General features: G+C 44.4%; 10 protein-coding genes. 1 reads left to right on the top strand and 9 read right to left on the bottom strand.

The window, feature by feature from the left end; all coding sequences use genetic code 11:
• Positions 1 to 2,673 (bottom strand): MucBP domain-containing protein (locus JNG37_RS08940; protein WP_202848290.1); only part of this gene is annotated, 2,673 nt, incomplete at its 3' end.
• 632 nt (positions 2,674 to 3,305) lie between these two features.
• On the bottom strand, positions 3,306 to 4,448 hold the full coding sequence (gene tgt / locus JNG37_RS08935) for a tRNA guanosine(34) transglycosylase Tgt (protein ID WP_202848289.1): 1,143 nt from the start codon (positions 4,446 to 4,448) through the stop codon (positions 3,306 to 3,308).
• A 129-nt stretch (positions 4,449 to 4,577) separates the two neighbouring features.
• On the opposite strand from tgt, the gene JNG37_RS08930 reads away from it, so the two are divergent.
• Complete coding sequence (locus JNG37_RS08930) at positions 4,578 to 5,456, top strand: DUF975 family protein (RefSeq protein ID WP_202848288.1); 879 nt, start codon at positions 4,578 to 4,580, stop codon at positions 5,454 to 5,456.
• Between the two features lie 13 nt (positions 5,457 to 5,469).
• Here the strand turns inward: JNG37_RS08930 and JNG37_RS08925 are convergent, their stop codons facing one another.
• The 7 genes from JNG37_RS08925 to JNG37_RS08895 form a co-directional block, all read right to left on the bottom strand.
• Positions 5,470 to 6,156 carry a hypothetical protein gene (locus JNG37_RS08925; RefSeq protein ID WP_202848287.1) on the bottom strand — a complete coding sequence of 229 codons (687 nt, stop codon included), beginning with the start codon at positions 6,154 to 6,156 and terminating at the stop codon, positions 5,470 to 5,472.
• 497 nt (positions 6,157 to 6,653) lie between these two features.
• Positions 6,654 to 7,103 (bottom strand): CoA-binding protein, encoded by a 450-nt coding sequence (locus JNG37_RS08920; protein ID WP_202848286.1) that lies wholly within the window; start codon positions 7,101 to 7,103, stop codon positions 6,654 to 6,656.
• Positions 7,104 to 7,266: 163 nt separating this feature from the next.
• Positions 7,267 to 7,539, bottom strand: coding sequence for a hypothetical protein (locus JNG37_RS08915; protein WP_202848285.1), 273 nt, complete (start codon positions 7,537 to 7,539; stop codon positions 7,267 to 7,269).
• Positions 7,540 to 7,569: 30 nt separating this feature from the next.
• Positions 7,570 to 8,325: a glucose-6-phosphate isomerase gene (locus JNG37_RS08910; RefSeq protein ID WP_238336313.1), complete on the bottom strand. Its 756-nt coding sequence runs from the start codon at positions 8,323 to 8,325 to the stop codon at positions 7,570 to 7,572.
• Between the two features lie 34 nt (positions 8,326 to 8,359).
• A complete protein-coding gene (gene polA / locus JNG37_RS08905; protein ID WP_202848283.1) occupies positions 8,360 to 10,996 on the bottom strand; it encodes a DNA polymerase I in 2,637 nt (878 codons plus the stop codon).
• Between the two features lie 122 nt (positions 10,997 to 11,118).
• Entirely contained in the window at positions 11,119 to 16,920 is a 5,802-nt protein-coding gene (locus tag JNG37_RS08900; RefSeq protein WP_202848282.1) for a ZmpA/ZmpB/ZmpC family metallo-endopeptidase, read from the bottom strand.
• Between the two features lie 439 nt (positions 16,921 to 17,359).
• A complete protein-coding gene (locus JNG37_RS08895) occupies positions 17,360 to 20,722 on the bottom strand; it encodes an FtsX-like permease family protein (protein ID WP_202848281.1) in 3,363 nt (1,120 codons plus the stop codon).
• Positions 20,723 to 20,727 lie beyond the last annotated feature (5 nt).

Here is a 20,727-nt window from a genome sequence, read left to right as displayed (position 1 = left end):
TTTTTTGTATACGTAAGTGACTGTCTTAGTACCTTCTTCAACAGTTCCTTCCGCCGCATCTGAACTTACCAAGTGACCATCTTCTGTTGTTTCACCAACTGTGTGCGTACCTGCAACGACACGTTTGTAAGTCACGCCATCTTTTTCGATTGTTTCTGGATACTCATCTGCTGATTCTTTAGTGTTGTAAGTTGAACCAACTTCGCCGTCAGTTGTATCTTTAACAGTTGTCTTCAACTCAAGACCTTCTGTGTCAACGTAAGTGATAACAACGTTACCTGTCTTAACGACTGGTGTTTCAACTTTTTTGTATACGTAAGTGACTGTCTTAGTACCTTCTTCAACAGTTCCTTCTGCCGCATCTGAACTTACCAAGCGACCATCTTCTGTTGTTTCACCAACTGTGTGCGTACCTGCCACAACACGTTTGTAGGTTACACCATCTTTTTCGATTGTTTCTGGGTACTCATCTGCTGATTCTTTGGTGTTGTAAGTTGAACCAACTTCGCCGTCAGTTGTATCTTTAACAGTTGTCTTCAACTCAAGACCTTCTGTGTCAACGTAAGTGATGACAACGTTACCTGTCTTAGGTGTTTCAACTTTTTCTTTATAGACGTAAGTAATTTTTGTTACACCTTCAGCAACTTTACCTGTTACTGGCGCTACACCAAATGATGTTGACGTTTCAGTAAGGTTATTGTCTTCACCAACTGTACCAACTGTATAAGTACCTGCTGGAACGAGTTCATATGTTTTTCCGTTTTTTTCGATAACTGCTGGTTTTTCAGTTGTACCTGTGATTTCTTCAGTGTTATATGCCGTACCAACAGCGGTACCTTCCGGAGAATCAACATATTGTGTTTGAAGAACGTTTCCTTCTGTATCAACGTAGTCAACTACGACTGATCCAGTTTTAACTTCTTCATAGACATAAGTCACTTTCTTCGTACCTTCTGCAACTTCGCCTGATGCAGCATCAACACCCCAATCAGTAGTTGTCTCTGTCAAGTTTCCGTCCGTTCCAACAGTACCGACAGTGTAAGTACCTTGAGCAACCAACTTGTATGTCTTACCGTCTTTGGTAATGACTGATGGACGCTCAGAAGTTTCTGTTGAAGCTTTTGTTCCTGTATCGTTTGCTGTATTGTATGCTGTACCAAGCGATACGTTAGCAGTGTCAACAAATTGTGTACCAATTTTGTTTCCTTCAGTATCAACGTAATCAACGATAACAGAACCTTTCACTTCTTCATAAACATAAGTGATTGATTTAGTACCTTCAGCAACTGTACCAGAAACTGCATCTGTACCGAAGCTAAAGTTTGTACCATTTGTAGCCAAGCTACCGTCAGCGTTTACTGTACCAACTGTTGCTGTTGTTTCTTTAGCAACCAATTTGTACGTCTTACCGTCTTTGGTAATTACTGCTGGGCGCTCAGTTGTTGCATCTGATGCAGCTGTTCCTGTATCAACTGCAGTATTGTACTCAGTTCCAACAACTTGGTCAGTTGTATCTTTGTACTCAGTTCCGATTACATTACCTTCAGTATCAACATAGTTAACGATAACTGAACCATACTTGGTATTACTCAAACGAACTGAGAAACGAAGAAGGTCAGCGTTTGTTGTTGAATCACTTACATCTTGAACCTTTTCTGTCCAGAATTTGTTCAAACCATTAACACCATCTCCATAGCTAGTACTATTGAAGAATACTGGGTCAGTTTTGTAAGTTTCTGTTGAGTACTCTGTAAATGGAGTTGATTGGTGATAAAGCTTGAAGGTTACTTGTTTAAATGTACCTACCAATCGGATTGAACCAGTACCAGCCGGTACCAAGTTAGGAAGACGGTAATTCCATAGATACATATCATCGTTACCAACGACTGCTTTATCATAGGTGTTCTTTTCAGTTACATTAATAGTTGTATCTGTAACTGTCAAGTTTGTTCCTGTTAATTTTTCTAACTTAACATCAGGTGTGACAAGTTTAAAATTGGTGCTGTTAAACGATCCTCTAGCAAGGAATACTTGACCTGTATTGACGTCATCAACAATTGCCTTACCACTACCACCGATACCTGAAAGGTCGATGATTGGGTTAGTTACTTCTTCACTAAAAGTCAACGTCAACTCAGCATTCTCAACTTCACCGCTATAGTTCAGTTTTTCAGAAAGATCCGCAGCTGGAGTTGAAGGTGATGGCTGAAGGTAAATCCCCATCGCTGGAATAGATGCAGGTTCAGGAGTTCCTGCCAACATATCTGGTGTAGCGCTGTAAGCTGCTTGGTTCTCACCAGGCACTAGGTAGCTGACACCAACTTCATTACCATTTGTCGGTGTGATAGTTGCAGTTACAGTTACAGTTGAACCATCTTGTTCAGTAATAGTTGATTCAGCAGTTGTATGTGGTGTGTAGGCCCACTCTGTCATTTGTGGGTTCACATTTGGATTGTCTGATGGAATCGTATCTGTAAATGTCCAGTTTCCATTTGCAGAATAAGTTTCCTCCGCTGCATAAACAACTACTTGCGGTGCAATAAATGATTCCACCGCTGCGCCTGCCATAAATAGCGTCGCACCTACAGTAACAGAAGCAAGTCCACGCTTAAATTTGCGCAACGAGAAATACTCCTGCTTCTTGATCATCTTTTTTGATTGATCTTTAAACATATAAAAATTCCCCTATATTTTTTTAGACACACACCTGAGTTATGTCCATACTCAAAATTATAGCTACAATGTTTTCATTCGTCAACAAAAATGGCACGAAACTGTTTGTTTTTTCTGTGTATATTTTTGACAAAAAAACGGGTAAAATTTTCCTTTTTTGAACATTTGTATTTAAAATTGGAAATTATATTCGATTTTTCTGTTTTTTCATCCGATTTTTTTGAAAAGGAATTTTCTTATTTCACATATCTATATATTGTTTATTTATTGGATTTTTCAATACTTTTTTCCTATATATAAGTTTTTTTACAGTAAATATTAAGATTTTTTGCATATTTCCTGCATATTCCACATTTTGCTTTTTCTATCCTATATGAAGTAGCTCATGCTATAAGCTTGAATATCATGAACGTATTTCTTAGAAAAACTACAGATAAAAAACACATCTATATTTCCACTTTCTCGATTTTTCTATCTTTTATTCCAAAAGAAATCGTTCTCTAGATGGTCATTTTGGTCATTTTGTCTGGTAATTTGGTTTTTTCTCTAGATTTGCTTACACAAAAAATAGATTTACAAATAAAAAACTCCCTCAGTAGTATTGAGGAAGTCTGTTGAAAAGTTTTTTTCTATTAAAAATTTCTGCCGTTTTTGCCGTAGCCGTATTTTTCCATAAAGTCTTGACGGAACTCTAGCAAGTTATCATCCATGATGGCCTGACGGACATTTTTCATCAGGTTGATGAGGAAGAAGAGGTTGTGGTAGCTGGTCAAGCGGATACCAAAGGTTTCATCTGCCTTGAGCAAGTGACGGAGATAAGCACGAGTGTAGTTTTTACATGTGTAGCAATCACAGTTTGGATCAAGCGGTGTAAAGTCTTCTGCAAACTGGGCATTTTTCACTACCAAGCGACCTTGGCTAGTCATGCAGGTTCCGTTACGTGCGATACGGGTTGGCAAAACACAGTCAAACATATCGACACCACGGATGACGGCATCAATCAAACTGTCTGGTGCCCCAACCCCCATGAGGTAACGTGGCTTGTTCTCAGGCAAAAGCGGTGTTGTAAAGTCCAGGACGGCATTCATTTCGTCATGGGTTTCCCCAACAGCTAGACCGCCGATTGAATATCCTGGGAAATCCATGCTGACCAAATCATGGGCTGATTGGCGACGGAGATCTTCAAAACCTGCACCTTGCACGATACCAAATAATCCTTGGTCATGCGGACGTCGGTGGGCCTTGAGTCCACGTTCTGCCCAACGGCTAGTACGTTCGATGGATTTTTTTACATAATCATAAGGCTGATAGAACTGCGGACACTCATCAAAACTCATCATGATGTCTGAACCCAAATTGTTTTGAATAGAAATAGCCTTCTCAGGTGACAGGAACATCTTGCTACCGTTGAGGTGGTTCTTGAAGGTCACCCCTTCTTCTGAGATATTGCGGCTATCTGCTAAGGAATAAACCTGGAAACCACCTGAGTCTGTCAGGATTGGCTGGTCCCAGTTCATGAACTTGTGCAAGCCACCTGCCTGGGCAATCAATTCATCACCCGGACGGAGCCAGAGATGATAGGTATTGGACAGGATAATGCCTGAGCCCATTTCTTTCAATTCTTCAGGCGACATGGTTTTAACCGTTGCCTGAGTTCCTACGGGCATAAACATAGGGGTTGGGAAAGTCCCGTGGGGTGTGATAATCTCCCCTAAACGTGCACCTGTGTGCTTTTCTTTCTTAATCAAGCGGTACTTGATTGGAACATCTGTCATGGTTACCTCCAACTAGGAAAAACAGTCCTAGGAATTTTTTCTGCTGTTCACAGCAAGCATTTCCAGTCTATCAAAAAAAGCCTAGCTTGTCACTAAATTCTATGCTAAAATGTCAGAAGGAGGACTTCTATGCACAGTTTATTTTCCCTAACACGTATTCGTGCCAAGGCACGCCAAACTTTACAAGAGACGGCTGGTATCTTTTTCTTGCCTCTTATGGCTGTTTTCTTAGGTTTAACCATTCAATTTATCAGCTCACGTAGCCAGGATCCTGCAACGATTGTCGCGGTTGCCAATCAAGATGGTGCCACTTGGCAATACCTTTCGGCTTCCATTGGTTTTCCGATTTTCTCTGGAATCCTACTAAGCTTTCTCTACCTGTCCATCTCTTATACCCTTTTTCAGATCTTGTATAAGGGCAAGACTCAAACAGGCTTTAGGGATGGCTTGGCGATTTTTCAACATCCTGAGTTTGGCAAGATTGTCACAACCTATTTCACCAAGACCTTTTTCCTCTTTCTCTGGGGTCTGCCACTTTTGATTGGTAGCTTCTTATTGATAGGCGCATCGGTCTTTGTTGTCTTTTATATGGTGTCAAATAATATCAGTCAGCCAGAATTGATTCCTGACGCAGTCCTTGCGACCTTTGGTCTTGGATTTTTTGGTGGCCTCTTTCTCAGTTTGATTGGTTTTGCCCTGTATTTACCCCAATATTATGCCTATTCCTTGGTGGATATTCTACTCTTTCAGGCACTAGACCAAGGTCACTATACGGGTGCTAGAAAACTGCTTAAACAATCCCGTTTATTCATGCGTGGTTACAAGGTCAAACGCTTCTTGCTAGACCTTTCCTTTGTAGGCTGGTTTATCCTGATTTCCTTGACCCTTGGTATGGTGGGCGTTTATGTGCTACCTTACTATTATGCAAGTCAATGGCATTTCTACCAGACTATCCTTGAAACCAATAGCATCCTTTCTCAATTCATCGAAAAAAATACCTTGGCTTAGCCAAGGTATTTTTTTACCAACCAAATTCTTCGTAAAAAATTTGGCCTTTTGGTACACCATTTTTTTGCAGGTTTTTCATCCAATAACGGGCCATGGCAGGTGGTCCACTTACTAAGACAGTTAAACCGGTCAAGTCATTGGGAAGGCTAGATAGAATCTCTTTTTCTTCAAATGGACCAATTTTGCGATAAACCTTAAACTGTTCCCGTTCTTGACTCCATTTTTCAAATCGGTCTCCATAAATCAGAGCTGCTTCAGTTGTCGCACCTGAAATGGCATTGACATCTGCTGATTGAGATTCCAAAGCTTCTGCTTCATAGGTTGGGAGGGCATCGGCATTGATTGACTCTGAAGTTGGGTTATCACTTGGGTATTCCAAGATAGTGATATCCGTCATCACACCACCAGATACGGTGATTTGCACTTGGTAATCACCACGGTTGGTTGAAGTCACTGCACCCGTGTAGGTGCCGTCTGTCAGGCTACGAGTGCTTGTTGCTGAAGAACTGCTGGCTGCACTGCTACTTGCTGCTGATGTTGATGCAGTTGATGCAGTTGCTGTTGAAGAGCTTGTTTGCTGGCTGGTACTTGTTCCTGTAGCATCCTGGCTATTGGATTGGAAAAAGAGTAAAAATCCGCTATATGCTGCTGTGATGAATGCTACATGTGAGATAGCAAGGGCTGTGATTTTTTTCTTCATGTAAGACCTCATTTCTTTATTGAAAAACACCATTTCTTTCATTAAGTTTTCAAATAGTGATTTCCAATTATAGCATGCAGAAAGTTTCCAATGCATGTAATGTATCTTCAATTATCGCTAATTTAAATATGTTTTAAGAATTGATTAAGAAAGGGAGTGGGAAAGAACTCGATTGGTCTAAAAAAGAGTTCTCCTCACTTCCAAACAGTAGGTTCGGGCTAAAATAGTCCACTGGACTATTTTACTCCCACCCCCGCACAGCTCCAACAGTCAGAGTAGTGACTGTTGGAGCTTGGAAATGAAGCGAACTCTGTTCGCATCAGTCGTAGAGGTCAGATTTGGAGTGCAAAGCACGAATTGCTGAGATTTGCTTCGCAAATCTTATCTCCAACCTTTAACAGTCCACTGGACTGTTAAACCCAATCAACCACTGCGCTGAGATGTTGACACGAACTCTGAGAAGCGAGGCTGGACTTTCTGCCCAGCCTCTAATTATCTTACAAAGTGGAATTGGATACTTTCAGCATATCAAGGTACTCAATCTTAATACACTTATTCATGACAATGTCATTGCGACCAGCCTGACGCAAGAGTTCTTCTGCTTCTTGGCTTTCCAAACCAAGTTGCGCCCAAAAAACCTTGGCTTCTGTCTGGACAAACTCACGCGCCACATCTGCCAAAAACTCAGAGCGGCGGAAGACATCAACAATATCGATAGCTTGGTCAATATCCAAAAGGCTAGCATAAACTTTTTCTCCGAGAATGGTTTCACCTACTGCTCTTGGATTGACTGGGATAATCTGATATCCCGCTTCTTGCATAAGCTTAGACACGCGATAGGCAGCTGTTTCTTCACGGCTGGAAAGTCCTACTACGGCAATCGTTTTCGCTTCTTTCAGATAATCGAAAATAACTTCTTGACTGGGATTTTGAAATGAATAGGTCATAGTTTTCTCCTTTACGAACCTGTATTTACAAGTGAGGTGCTGTATATAAGAGACAGTTCTTCACTAATCAAGGCAGGTTTTTGTGGGAATACTGACTGTATTTTGAAAAAACTAACGATGAGTAGCTGAAAAACTAGTCTTAGATGGAAGTGCAGAATTGTGACTATCGGTTATATGATAAATCAAATCGAAATACAAATAGAAATAACAATAGAGCAAGGATGGCAACCAATCGAATGGTCTTTTCTTCTCTCTCTGTCAATCGTGTCCGATTGGGCATTTTTGGAAAAGCCAACATCAACATGGCATAAGAGGCACAGCCGAGGTTTGCCAAATAATTGATCTTAGTTAGCCAAGCTAGAATCATTCCTAACAAACAAGATGCAAAGCCCAACCACCACTGTTCTCCAAAGGTTCTTGTCTTCAACCAGCTCATCGTCTGCTTACTCCTTTTGGTTTTCAGGTCTTATTTTTTAGAAACTTGATAAAGAACATCCTTAAGTTGTCCGATTGTCTTCTTCAAGACAGCTCGATCGCTATCATAGACAGCTTCCAATGGATAGACAACCGTACCAACCACAACGGAATCATCGTATCCGCCAGTATTTTCCAAACGGTAGAAAGTGATTCGACCCACTTTCTTATCGGCTAGAATTTGACGCCCAACCTTCCATTCCTGTCCTTGAATAGTTACAGTGCCAGTCTCTGTAAAGGTATGGTTGGTTTCCGTCATACGAGCAGCCCACTGGTCGTCTGTCATAATGGTTCCACCATCTAAAGGAGAAGCCTGGAAGGCATTCAGAGTATAAAGCTGGATGATAAATTGGTTTTGACCATCCTTGACATCATAGACGGCTGCCAAAGTTTCATCTTCCGTATTTTCCTGACTAATTGTCCAGCTTGCAGGTACATCATAGTAACGGTAATGGTAGATAATCTCACCATTTTCATCTTTTTCTGCCACCCAGTTATTGGCTGAAAGAAGCTTATGCCCTTTTTGAGTCTCATCTGCAGGGGGATTTTCATTGACCACTTGGTATTCCGCATTGGCAAGGACATCAAAAGTTTCATTAGTTGTGTCTTTCTTTTCTTCCAAAATCGGCAAAGTCGTGGATAGGGCTTCGCTGCTTGAACTAGTTGTCGCATCTGGTGCTTTGTCTGTTGACCCACATGCAGCCAAGAGGAGACTAGTCAATCCTAGGGCTAAAATCGTTTTTTTCATGGAACTCCTTTCCTTTTCTTCCATTGTTCAGTGACTATTTTGCTTCATACCAGGTTTGGCCATCATTTTCATCGGCAATCAATGGGACTGACAAGGCGATGGCTGATTCCATGGTTTCTTTAACGAGGGCTTTTACTGTTTCCAATTCTGCTTTCGGCACTTCCAAGACAATTTCGTCATGGACTTGCAGGAGCAAGCGAGCTGTCAAACCTGCTTCTTCAATGGCCTTGTCCAAGTTAATCATGGCCACCTTGAGGATATCAGCAGCTGATCCTTGGATAGGAGAGTTGATGGCTGTTCGCTCGGCAAAATTTCGGACATTGAAATTGCGGGAATTGATTTCTGGCAATTCACGGCGACGTTTGTAAATAGTTTCTACAAAGCCCTTATCTCGTGCCTCACGGACGATGGTTTCCATGTAATTCTTGATACCTGGGAAACGTTCAAAATAGGTATCGATATAGTCCTTGGCTTCCTTACGGGTAATGCCCAAGTTATTGGACAAGCCAAAGTCAGAGATACCATAAACCACTCCAAAGTTTACTGCCTTGGCATTGCGGCGGTCATTTGCTGTCACATCTTCTGCTTTTTCAATGCCGAAGACCCGCATGGCTGTAGAGGTATGGATATCATCGCCTCGTTTGAAGGCTTCAATCAAATGCTCATCTTGAGAAATATGCGCCAAGACGCGCAATTCAATCTGTGAATAATCCGAAGCCAGAAGAACACTGTCTTCAAGCGAAGGTACAAAAGCCTTACGAATCAAGCGACCTTGTTCCAATCGGACAGGGATATTTTGCAGGTTAGGATCTGTAGAAGACAGACGACCTGTCTGAGTCAAATCCTGTACATAACGAGTATGGATTTTGCCGTCTTCTAAAATGGCATCCTGCAAGCCAATCACATAGGTTGATTGGAGCTTGGTAATCTGACGGTAGTCCAAAATCTTGGAGACGACTGGGGCAATTGGGGCCAAGCGTTCTAGAACATCCACTGCAGTTGAGTAGCCTGTTTTGGTTTTCTTGGTGTATTCCAAAGGCAAGCCCATGTCTTCAAAAAGAATAGTTCCCAGTTGTTTCGGCGAATTGATATTAAACTCCTGACCCGCCAATTCATAGATTTCCTTGGTCAACTGTTCGATCAAGACTTCATTTTCAGCCTGCATGGTCTGCAAGGTTTCTTTTTGAACCTTGATGCCTGTGATTTCCATCTTGGCTAGGACATTTGCTAGGGGCAATTCCATGTCAAAAAGAAGGGAAACTTGCTGGTTTTCTTCCAGTTTTTCTAGCATGACTGCTTCTGTTTCGATAAGAACCTGTAGCTTGTTGGCAAGATGTGGGAAGTATTCTGCTCGTTCTGGGAGAGCCAATTTTGCACCCTTGCCATAGACTACTTCGTCGGGAACTAAACGAGTTTGACCATAAAGGTTGGCAATAGTGGTGATGGCATTGTCTTCGACTGTTGACAGGAGGTACTTTGCCAGACGGCTGTCAAAGCTAGCCAATGGCAGATCCAAGCCGTGACGGGCTAGGAGGACTTTTCCACGCTTGAAGTCATAGGTCTTAATAGTCTGCTTCTCTAGGAAATCACGCAAGATTGGACTGTCCAGCAGCTCTGGACCTCCGACATAAATCTGTTCTTTGTCTCCCCAAGCTAGTCCTACCAAGTCTTCTCGGTGGTAGTTTTCACCCAAGATTTCAAAATAGAAAAATTGATCTGCCTGCAGCATGTCCTCAGTCAATTCGGTGACTGTTTGAAACTCGACTGCAGGAAGTTCTTCCTCAGCACTAGTTCCCAACTGAGCCCGCAACTGCTTGAAGCCCATGTCATCGTAGAATTGACCGAGTTCTTCTACCTTGGGACCTTCATAGATCAGGTCATCCAGTCCGATTTCAATAGGAGCATTGGTATCAATGGTGGCAAGAGTGCGCGATAGGAAGGCCTGTTCCCTATCCGCAATCAGGTTTTCTTTCATCTTGGACGCTTTCATGCTGTCGATGTTTTCGTAAATGCCGTCTAGTGACCCGTGTTCAATCAGGAGTTTGAGACCTGTCTTTTCACCGATTTTGGTCACGCCAGGGATGTTATCGGACTTATCGCCCATGAGGGCCTTGAGGTCGATAAACTGAGCAGGAGTGATACCCATTTTTTCCATGAGGTAGGCTGGGGTAAATTCTTCGAATTCGGCAACGCCTTTCTTGGAAATCTCGACAACGGTATTTTCGTCTGTCAGCTGAATCAAGTCCTTGTCACCGCTGACAATGGTCACATCGAAAGGAATGTCTGTCCGCTCTGCCATTTTGTCCAAGGTACCGATAATATCGTCTGCCTCGTACTGAGCTAGCTCATAGTACTTGACCCCCATAGCATCCAGCATCTGACGGATAAAAGGAAACTGTTCGCGGAACTCGTCGGGCGTCTTGGCACGGCCCGCCTTGTAATCGGCGTACATCTCGGTACGGAAGGTGGTCTTGCCGGCGTCAAAAGCCACGAGGATGTGGGTCGGCTCAATCCGCTTCATCATGTGGTCCAGCATGAGGTTGAAGCCGTAAATGGCGTTGGTATGGAGACCATTGGCATTCTTGAAGCGGTCAATTTGGTTATAAAGTGCAAAGAAGGCACGGAAGGCTACCGAAGAGCCATCGATAAGTAGTAATTTATTTTTTTTCATAGGTCTATTATAGCATGGATGGGTATAATCCAGCTGGCTTTGAATTGAAAATCACAAAAAAGCTTGCGAATTTGCATGGGTTTGTCTATGACAAAAACATCTCCTTGCGGAGATGCTCTTGCCTATTCAAAAATAGAGGTTCTGAAATCATTAGTCTGCCGTAGCAAGGCATTGTAAACACGTTCTTTGAGCAGGTTGACCCAGCTATGTTTTGGATCTGCTTCTACTTTTTCACGGTTTGCATAGTCATAATCTACTGCAGCATTCATCAGACTTTCTAGTTGTTCAAAGGTTTGAATGTGAACTCTTTCAGATGAATAACGGTCTCCCAACTTGTATTCGATTGTGATGTCGATGAGTTTATCTTTCTGATCGATTCGGCGTTGGTACATAGCTTTCTTGAAGGAAGCCCAGTCTTGGTAACCGTCCTTTTCAAAAACATGGTCAAAGACAATCTTATCCGTTACCAAACCAACTTCTCTTCCATACCAAGAGTCAAAATACTTGTAGCCCTTGTCAGCAGCCGTTTGACTCAATTGGTTACTTACATAAGGAATAAAGCCGTGTACATAGCCTTTTTCAGCCAGCAGTTCAAAGGCCATCCGTTTGAACATGATATCACCCGGTGCACCTGATTCGTTAGATAGGGCTGCATAAATCGGCGAGAATAGTTTGATAGTGTAGTAAGAATTCCGTGCCAATTTATCTTCTTGATTCCAATAGTCACGACGGTTAATGATATTGTTGTCAACCAAATCACTGATTGATTGCAAGCGATTTGCAACCTCATCTGTCAGTGGTTGAATGGAATTTCCAGCCAAAGCAGTTGTTTCTTTCTGATCCTTGTCTAGATCATACCAGTTTCCGATTTGGCGGTACCAATCCTGCTTGACTTTAGCATCCTTCTTAAGCACACTGTTAGCTTCCAGGTAATCCAAGAAGTAAACCGTATCCATCATACCACGCATGTATTGTTCCAAATCTTCTACCGACTTAAAGCGATTAGTTGGATCGGCGGTGTGGAAGCGGTCTGTCGCATTGGAATCACCTGTGAACATGGTATTAATTCCCAAGATAGCAGAGTTCAATGCGGTTGGGTTTTGCAACAAGCCTTCGGAGAAGACTTCCGCCCCTTCACCAACACGGCGACCGTGGCCCATTAGATAGATATTGCCATCAAAGTTGTGGACCATTTCGTGGGTGAAGATAGAACTACCATACTGGTCAAGAATTCGGTCCACTTCAAAGTGGGTAAAGATGCCTGTTGCATAAGCACCAGATCCCATGAAGTCATACCATTTTCCAACTGGTCCAAAGAAATCCTTGATAGACTTATGCTGGGTATCTTTCAATCTTGTCCAAGCAACACCTTTTCCGTTTGTTTGGAAGTTAAAGCCGTCATAGTTGATAAAGCTTTGGAAGAGTTTTTCTCTATTTTCCCTGTCTAAAACGCGGTACCAGAAGTCAAAGTAATTTGCCTGCCAACGGCCTGCCTGAGCGACTTTCTGATTCATGTATTCCTCAACGGTCATCTCCTTGTCCATAGAGTCATTGTGGTAGCGTTCAAAGGCTCCAAAGGAAAGGGTGGACATAGTTGATAGGACATAGACACTTGGGTCCTTCATGGTCAGAAGTGGGAGGACCATGTTTCGGTACTGCCATTTTGGATTGGTGATGCGGTCATATACACCAAGATTGTACTTGCTGTGTTTTTCCGCATTTCGTTGCAATTGAGCAACTTCATCAATGCCTGATTCCACTTCTTCAATCTTAGCTCGAGTAGTCTGTTTGAACCAATCATTATTGGACAAGCCTGGTAAGAAGAGTTGGCGATAGGATTCAAGGTAGGTAAAGAGGTCCAGCTGTGCTTTGGCGTCAGCCAAGAAACCTGCAAAGGTCGTCACGTTATTTTTAGGTCTCAGGTTATCATAGCCTGACTGTCCTAGGGCGATGATGGTATCGAGGGCAGAAGCTTCTGTATTTCCAAAGAAATCTAACTTAAAAATGGACAAATCTTTAATGTTGAGTTTGTCGTAATTGATGTCATACCAACGGTTTAGGTAGGCTAAGCCAAGCAAGAGAGCTTCTTTATTTCTAGAAATCTTATCCACCACATAATTTTCAACCGAGAGCCCGACAGAGTTTATGGCCTTGTCCGAACTCAAAAGCTTCCGCAATTGCTCTCCGATGCTGGACTGTACCTGGTTGAAGCTATCTTCCAAATACAAGGCCCATAGCGGTCGTTGTTCATCCGTCTGCTTGACACCCAAATCCATAGCCCAGCGTGAGGAATTGTCATCTTCTGGCTTGGTCGTCACGCTGACTGATGTCCGATCTGTTCCCAGCACTCTGCGTACTGCATCGGATTGGAAGCTAACACGGCTCAATTCGTTGATCAACTGGGAAAGTGGCTTGGTAAAGGCAGACAGGAAGGATTCCGGGGTATAGATGAGCCCTGTATTGCCTAGCTGGTATTCAGCAATCTGTCTATTGGCAAAATCTTGCTTAAAGCGTAGGGTTTCATAGGCTACACTCTTATCTGCAAAATGCAACATGAGGCGGTTGATAGCTGTTTTTTGACTGTTCAAATCGGTCACAACCTGTTCACCAACCATTGGCACCACATCCACCAATAGGCTACTATTGAGTTTGTGGTTGGCTGGCAGGTATTTTGCCATCTCAAGGATGTACTCCTTGTTGTAGAATGGCATGAGTTTTTCCAAGTTTGCATAAGCAACTGCCTTGTTGCTGTCAGCCTTGGACAAACGGCGGTAATCTACACTGTACTTGTTACCTTCATGCTTGACTTGGCTATCAGACGTTGTCGCAGAAATGCCATAGCTTGTCAAACGGTTCGTGAATTCTGAACCTTGTAAAATACTAGTCCATTGATCTGTACGACCCTTGGATTGGCTAGTCACTGCTGCTCTTGGAATGCTAGCTTGAACATGATTGGTATCCCCATGAACCAGGTTACCATTTGTCACGACTACATCTGCTAGCAGATCCTGGGCTCGACCATTGCTCCAGGTTGAGCCAATGATTCCTCCTGTTTGCCCACTATTGCCAAAATTGGTTACCTTGCCTTGAACAAAGGCTTTTTCAATGAGTGCCCGATCCGTCACCATACCGACCAAACCACCTGTTCTGTGGGATGGATTTGATGATGCAACTGTTAAATCAACTACAGCTTTAGACTGACGAATTTGGCTACTATTTCCTGTCAAATGACCGACAAGACCACCGACATTGGATAAGGCAACAGCTGGATTGGTGGCTGTAATACTTCCTTCGAAGCTGGTATTTTGAAGAGTGCTACCTGCACTTGCTTCATAGACCAAACCACCGATGTTGGCAGCCGCCGTAATCGACCCTTGAACTGCTACGTCAGTCAAACTTGTATTAACTGCTGATTTTGCCAGAGCTCCTACACGGTCTTGCTCTGACTTAATTTTCACATCTACTAGGTCCAATTTTTGAATAGTTGCTCCACTCAGGGTATCAAACAATGGATTGGTTAGATGATGGATGGCATATTTTTTACCATTATGTTCCGCTGTCAGACTACCTTTAAATTCTCCTGCCAGATAAGCTGTTGCACCTGCATCCAATTGCACTTCATCTGCAGTCAAATCTGCACCAATGATAAAATGCCCGTTGCGGTTGTTCTGCATGGCTGTCAACAAGGTCTTGAAGGAGGTGTAAATCCCTGCTTGACTAGTTGGTACCTTGTCAATAAAGAAGCTAAAGTTTTCTTGGTAGCCAGTTTGACTATCTTGAACCAACTGATCCAAATTGGCGGTTAGTTTGAATTTCTCCTGTCCATCAACTGTGACCTCTTCGATAGACGCGATTGGCAAGAGGATTTCCTTGAAGCGGTCGGACTTGATTTTCACAAAGTAATCTTCTGGCCGCTCTGGTCGATCAGAAAGTGACAAATAACGACGATAACGACGATCTTCTACACCGTATAATTCAACTGTATCGACATCTTTGATTTCAATTTTCTTGAGTTCAAGGATAAAGTTCTTGGTTGCTTCTTCTAGCTTGGTCTGATTACCTTGACCAATGTCATAGGTAATCTCTGTCCGCACTTGATAATCGGTAAAGTGTTCCAAGCCCATCACTGTAACAGCCTGACTCGGGTCTGTAATGACAACCTCTTTTACTTTTTGACCATTTTTATAGATGAAAGCCTTGGCAGAACGGAAGGTGGAACTACTGTCTGTCAGAGAAAAATGCAGGTCTGCATCTCTTCCAAGTGCATCTGGTCGAACTTCTGTAATGGTTAAACTTGGAACGGTCAAAACACCTGTTCCTACAAGGTCAATCTGCTTGGTTGGAGCGGTTACCAATTCTGGTGCTAGGTCTTGACGCTTGATTTCTTGACCATTTACGGTGTAAATTTTAGTGCGGATCCGTTGTTGACCGTTGACACCTTGACGTTGGGTCCGGCGTTGACCAGCTGGAAGGCTAGTATCCTGTACCAGCTCGATAGTGAATGGTACAGACTCCAAACGACTAGTTTCCGTTTCCACTATTTCAAGGCTCGGTTTCGAATGGTAAATCGACTTGTCCGGCTTGGAATAAACAGGTTCTGCTTCAGCAACTGGATTGGCAGGTTGACTCGGTGAAATTTCACCAACGACTGGCTGGTCTGGCTCAACTGGTTCAGTAACCGTTCCTGGATCCACTGGCTGAACTGGAGGAGTTTCTTCCTCTGGCGCTGGTTTTGGCACCTCTGGGACAGGTGGGGTCTCTGTCGTTTCTGGTTGAACAGGTTGAACAACCTCTCCTGGCACTGGAATTGGAGTCGTTGACTCTGGTTGACTCGGGCTAGTCTCTGTTGTAGCTGGTTGGCTAGGAGTTTCTTCCACCACATCCTCTACTTTGGATGGATCTGGTTCGATGCCCACAGGTTCATCAACTGGTTTTTCTACGGGCAGTTCTTGAGCTGTGTCTGGAGCCCCTTCCGTACCACTGGTGTCAGGACTTGTCTGGTCTCCTGCGACAGGAGGAAGCTGCTGATTCTCAGTGCCCACAGGTTGGGCAGGAATTTCCTCCACTACATCCTCTACCTTAGATGGATCTGGTTCGATGCCCACAGGCTCATCCGCTGGTTTTTCTACTGGTAAAACCGGTGGTACTGACGGAGTGGTTTCAGGCTTGGTTTCCTGTTTTTCTTCTGTCGGAGTCGTTGGTTGCTCCTCTTCAAGCACCACTTCCCCAGTCTCTTGACCAGGAGTTGAAGCTGTTTCTTGTGGTAGCACTGCTTCCTCAGTCTGACCCTCTTTTTCTGGTAGTACTACATCTTTTGCCGAGTTTTCCACAGACTGCCCAGTTGATGGTGACGCTACTTCCTCTTCTATGTAACCTAAATAGCTATATCCAGCAATCTCCAATGGTTTTGGCAATTCTTGACCCTGACTGACAGATAAAGTTTGGTTGTAATGGGAAAGAATCTGGTTAGTAATAGCAAGCCCAGATGGCGACACTGCTACCGCACCTGTCGCTGTTAAGATAAAGAAGCCTAACAAGGCCTTCTTGCCATTGCGCCCTGTTTTTACCGCATAGACCAAGAGGCTGGCTCCTGCCAGGACCAATCCGCTGGCAAGTAAACCATTCTGTCCAGTCTTTGGTAGGCTTTGGGCTGTTGGACGATAGATGAGGTAGTAAACCCTATCTCCTTCCTTAGCCAAGCCTGGTAAGGATTCTGTCACCAGTTTCTTCTCTTGACTGGTTAGCTCTGCTTCCGTTACATAGCGGTAGTCTACTTGAACCTCACTACCTTGGGCAGTGACGCTCGGGTGAGGTAGGAATGGACTTGCCATAAACAAGCAGGCAACCGTAGCAGAAACAAGGCCCCAAGACGACTTCCGAAACGAGAAGCGCTGGACCTTTTCTTTGGATGGATGTGGACCCATATTGTCCTCCTTTTTACAGTATATCATTATACTAATTTTACATGTTTTAACTTAAAAACTCAAGCAATTTCTTGAATTCTCAACAAAAAAATCACCCACATTTGGGGTGATTCTTCTTGGATCTAATGCTCAATTTGAATCTTGACTTGTAGACATTTCTAGGACCATTGGAAACTTATTCAGAACTTCTGATATCTATCGCTATGTTGATTAGTCAGCCCATCCCAAGGCTGCCTAACTTTCCCATTTCTAGGCTTGGGTTAAAACAGCCTATCCCCAGGCTGCCTCGCTTTCCCATTTCTAGGCTCGGGTTAAAACAGCCTATCCCCAGGCTGCCTCGCTTTCCCATTTCTAGGCTCGGGTTAAAACAGCCTATCCCCAGGCTGCCTCGCTTTCCCATTTCTAGGCTCGGGTTAAAACAGCCTATCCCCAGGCTGTTTTAATCAACTGACTTTAGGGCTTCAAGCATATCCACCTTGCGCAAGCTGCGGTTGACATACCAGCCCAGACCCGTCAGGATAGCTGCGATTGCTAGGATTGGAATCAGATAGACTTCCAGACTAACCTGGGGATTGAAGATAATAGAGTTGGAACCGATCATCTCCAGCAAGACTCGGTGGAGGAGGATGCCGCCGCCCAGTCCCAGCACTACGCCAATCAGCGACAGGACTATGGTTTCACGATAGATATAAAGGGTCACCTCGCGGTTATGGAAGCCCAGCACCTTAATGGTCGACAGCTCCCGAATCCGCTCCGCCACATTGATATTGGTCAGATTATAAAGAATGACCAAGCCCAGCAGAATGGACAGGACCACCAGAATAATCATAATAGACTGGAGGGAGCTGGCCACCGTCTCCAGCATGGCAATCAAGGAGCGATTTTGCACCAGGGCTGCGACGCCTTTTTGGGACAATAGCTGAGCTGCTAAGTCTTGACTCTGGCTGGTAGAAGACTGTAAGACCTTAACCAAGCTGGCATTGGCTTGATGGGCCTGCCCTGTTACTTCCTCATAATAAGCAGCAGTCATGTAGATAAAATGACCTGCGTAAAGTTCTGATACTCCTGCTACCTTGACCGTGACTGGCTGCTGGTCAATGGTCAAGGTCAGACTATCCCCTGCTCTGACACCATAAAGACTGGCTAATTTCTTAGACAGGATAATGCCTGTATCTGTCAGGCTTAAGAGGTCGCCACTCCCTGCCTGACGGAGTTGGATATAGTCGGACAGGTCCATTTTCTCGGTGACTAAAAGACTGATTGTTAAGGCTTGATTGAGCCCGTCTATCTCTTCTGTCAGCTGCTCATAGGCGATAGGGAGGTAGGAGGCAACTGACTGAGAAGTGAGAATGTCGTCAACTACTTTCTTTTCTGCCTCAGAAGCTCTGCTATTGTCCACCACAATCATATCGTACTGCATGATGTCGCCAAACTGCCTGTCCACCACGCCTGATATGGAGGAGCGAATGCCTAGACCGCCAAAGAGGAGGGCGACGGAACCCGCCACGCCAAAAATGGTCATGAACATCCGCTTCTTGTAGCGAAAGATGTTACGGGCGGTCACCTTGTGGGTGAAGCTGAGACGGTTCCAGATGAAGGGCAGTCTTTCCAAGAGAATAGTGGAGCCTTGAACGGGAGGTTTGGGAAGGAGGAGGCTGGCAGGCTTTTCTTTGAGTTCCTTGCGGGCGACCAGATAGGCTGGCAGGACCGCAGAGAGCAGGGCAAAGACCAGAGCCAGCAGAATCCAGATGGGATAAAAGTGAAGCTGGGCATCGCCGATAACGGTACTTTCAGTGATAATGGCAGCAATCATGGGCGAGAGGATGAAGTTCCCAGCCAGAATGCCTACCAGTGTCCCAGCTAGACCAGCCCCTAGTCCGTAGAGGACGAACTTGGTCATAATCTGGCGGTCGGTGTAGCCTAGAGCCTTGAAAAGACCTGCTCTAGTCCGTTCTTCGTCAACGAAGCGGGTCATGGTGGTGAAGGTGACGAGGGCTGCGACCAGATAGAGTACGACTGGAAAGATGTTGCCAACTGCTGCGATACTGCCAGTGGCATTCTTGTAGGTAGTGTAGCCTTCTCCACCTGGCAGGGTCGAGCGGGTGTAGGTCTGGTAGATAGGTTCTTCTAGACTCTTTAATTCAGACTGGGCTTGGCTGAGATCTGTTTGGGCTTGGGTAATTTCTGTTTCTGCTGTTGCTTTTTGCTTGTCAAAGTCTGACTGGGCCTGAGCTAGTTGGCTCTCCGCTTGGGAAATATGAGCCGATTCGACCTTTAACTGGTTTTTACCTGCTGTCAGCTGTTCTTGACCTGCTTGATATTGGGCTAAGCCTACTTCATATTGGGCAAGTCCTGCTTGGTATTGAGCTAAGCCTTCATCATATTTACTGCGACCTGTTTGGTAGTGAGTCAAACCTGTTTGATAATCTTGTAAACCTGTCTGGTACTTTGTTTCTTTTTCTTGCAGTAGCTTTCTTGCTGCCTGATAGTCCGACTGGGCCTGATTATAGGCTTGAAGTTCTTGGTCAATACCAGCCTTGACCTGGTCCAAGCTGGTCTGCTGGGCTAGTAAATCTGGATAGTCCGCTAAAGACTGACTTGGGCCCAATGTTTGGGAAATAATTTGCTTCAAACTTTCCTGTTTTTGGAACCAGTCTGCTTGCACTTGATTGATTTTGCTAGCCCATTGGTCAAGTTCAGTCTGTTTGGATGCCAGAATGGATTTGGCTTGCTCTAACTCGCTTGCTGCTTGATCGAGCTCTGCTTTGCTGGCTTCTAAGAAGGCCCTTGATCGCTCTAATTCAGCAAGGCTTGTATCTAATCGAGACTTGGTCTGGTTAAGACTTTCCTTTGTCTGGTCCAAGGTATACTTTGCCTGAGCTAATTCGACTTCTTTTTCTTGTAGCTGGATGCGAGCTTCTTCCAACTGCTCCTGGCCTGACTGGATGTCTGCTCTGCTTTTTTCCAACTGAGCAGCTCCAGCTGCTAGGTCATCCTTAACTGTGTCTAATTCCTCCTGACCTATCGCAATCTCTTCCTGTCCTTGGGCTTGGATACGAGCCAGACGATCTTGTCCATTATCCGCCAAGAACTTGTCCAGCTCCTGCTGATAGCTGGCGACCTTAGCTTCATAGCTGTCTTGGTAGTAGGCGAGGTCGTCCAAATCATCGTAGGACAGGCGGGCAATCATATAGACCTCGGAGTCAAAGACGGAAGGCTCTACTAAAGCATAGCCAGCCAGCTGACCATTGCCACTGGAAGCCAGCCCCATAGTGACATTGTCCCAGATTTCTGGCGAGGTGACGATACCGACCAGGGTAAAACTGGTCTTGGTCAAGACTGTCCCATTCCTATCTGGCTCGGTCAGCTTGACCTGATCCCCCAGTTTGTAGCCCTTAGCCAAAGAAGGTGAGAGGGCGATTTCATCATCTGATTGGGGAAGGTGACCTGACTGGACTTGGTAGAGGGAGATTGTACTTGGTTTTGAAAAAACTCGAACGGCTTGCTGGTCGCTGTCTAGGGTCACATCTTTGAAGAAGCCCATTTCTAGCTGAGCCCCCTCAATGGTTTCCAGCTCTGCTATGTCCGCCTCATCCAAGCCCATGTCTGACATGACCGCCAAATCCATGGTCTGAGCCTGTTCCAGATAGACCTGGGCCGTTTTTTCCATATTAGGCGAAGTGACTTTCAGTCCAATAAGAGCAATGGCTCCAATCATCATCAGATTGAAAATGGAGAGGAAACGTCCCTTGGAAGACAGGAGGGCCTGACCTACATCTTTCCAGTAGATTTTTTGCTTCATAGGCT

It is taken from the genome of Streptococcus suis (assembly GCF_016775005.1).
Taxonomy (GTDB): Bacteria; Bacillota; Bacilli; order Lactobacillales; family Streptococcaceae; genus Streptococcus; species Streptococcus suivaginalis.
The sequence above is the reverse complement of the archived record's forward strand: the minus strand, read 5'-3'. Positions and strand labels throughout refer to the sequence as shown.

What these genes read in the sequence shown, in the direction of transcription:
- tgt (WP_202848289.1), bottom strand. Translation starts at nt 4,448, where the DNA reads ATGACAGATGTTCCAATCAAGTACCGCTTGATTAAGAAAGAAAAGCAC.
- JNG37_RS08930 (WP_202848288.1), top strand. Translation starts at nt 4,578, where the DNA reads ATGCACAGTTTATTTTCCCTAACACGTATTCGTGCCAAGGCACGCCAA.
- JNG37_RS08925 (WP_202848287.1), bottom strand. Translation starts at nt 6,156, where the DNA reads ATGAAGAAAAAAATCACAGCCCTTGCTATCTCACATGTAGCATTCATC.
- JNG37_RS08920 (WP_202848286.1), bottom strand. Translation starts at nt 7,103, where the DNA reads ATGACCTATTCATTTCAAAATCCCAGTCAAGAAGTTATTTTCGATTAT.
- JNG37_RS08915 (WP_202848285.1), bottom strand. Translation starts at nt 7,539, where the DNA reads ATGAGCTGGTTGAAGACAAGAACCTTTGGAGAACAGTGGTGGTTGGGC.
- JNG37_RS08910 (WP_238336313.1), bottom strand. Translation starts at nt 8,325, where the DNA reads ATGAAAAAAACGATTTTAGCCCTAGGATTGACTAGTCTCCTCTTGGCT.
- polA (WP_202848283.1), bottom strand. Translation starts at nt 10,996, where the DNA reads ATGAAAAAAAATAAATTACTACTTATCGATGGCTCTTCGGTAGCCTTC.
- JNG37_RS08900 (WP_202848282.1), bottom strand. Translation starts at nt 16,920, where the DNA reads ATGGGTCCACATCCATCCAAAGAAAAGGTCCAGCGCTTCTCGTTTCGG.
- JNG37_RS08895 (WP_202848281.1), bottom strand. Translation starts at nt 20,722, where the DNA reads ATGAAGCAAAAAATCTACTGGAAAGATGTAGGTCAGGCCCTCCTGTCT.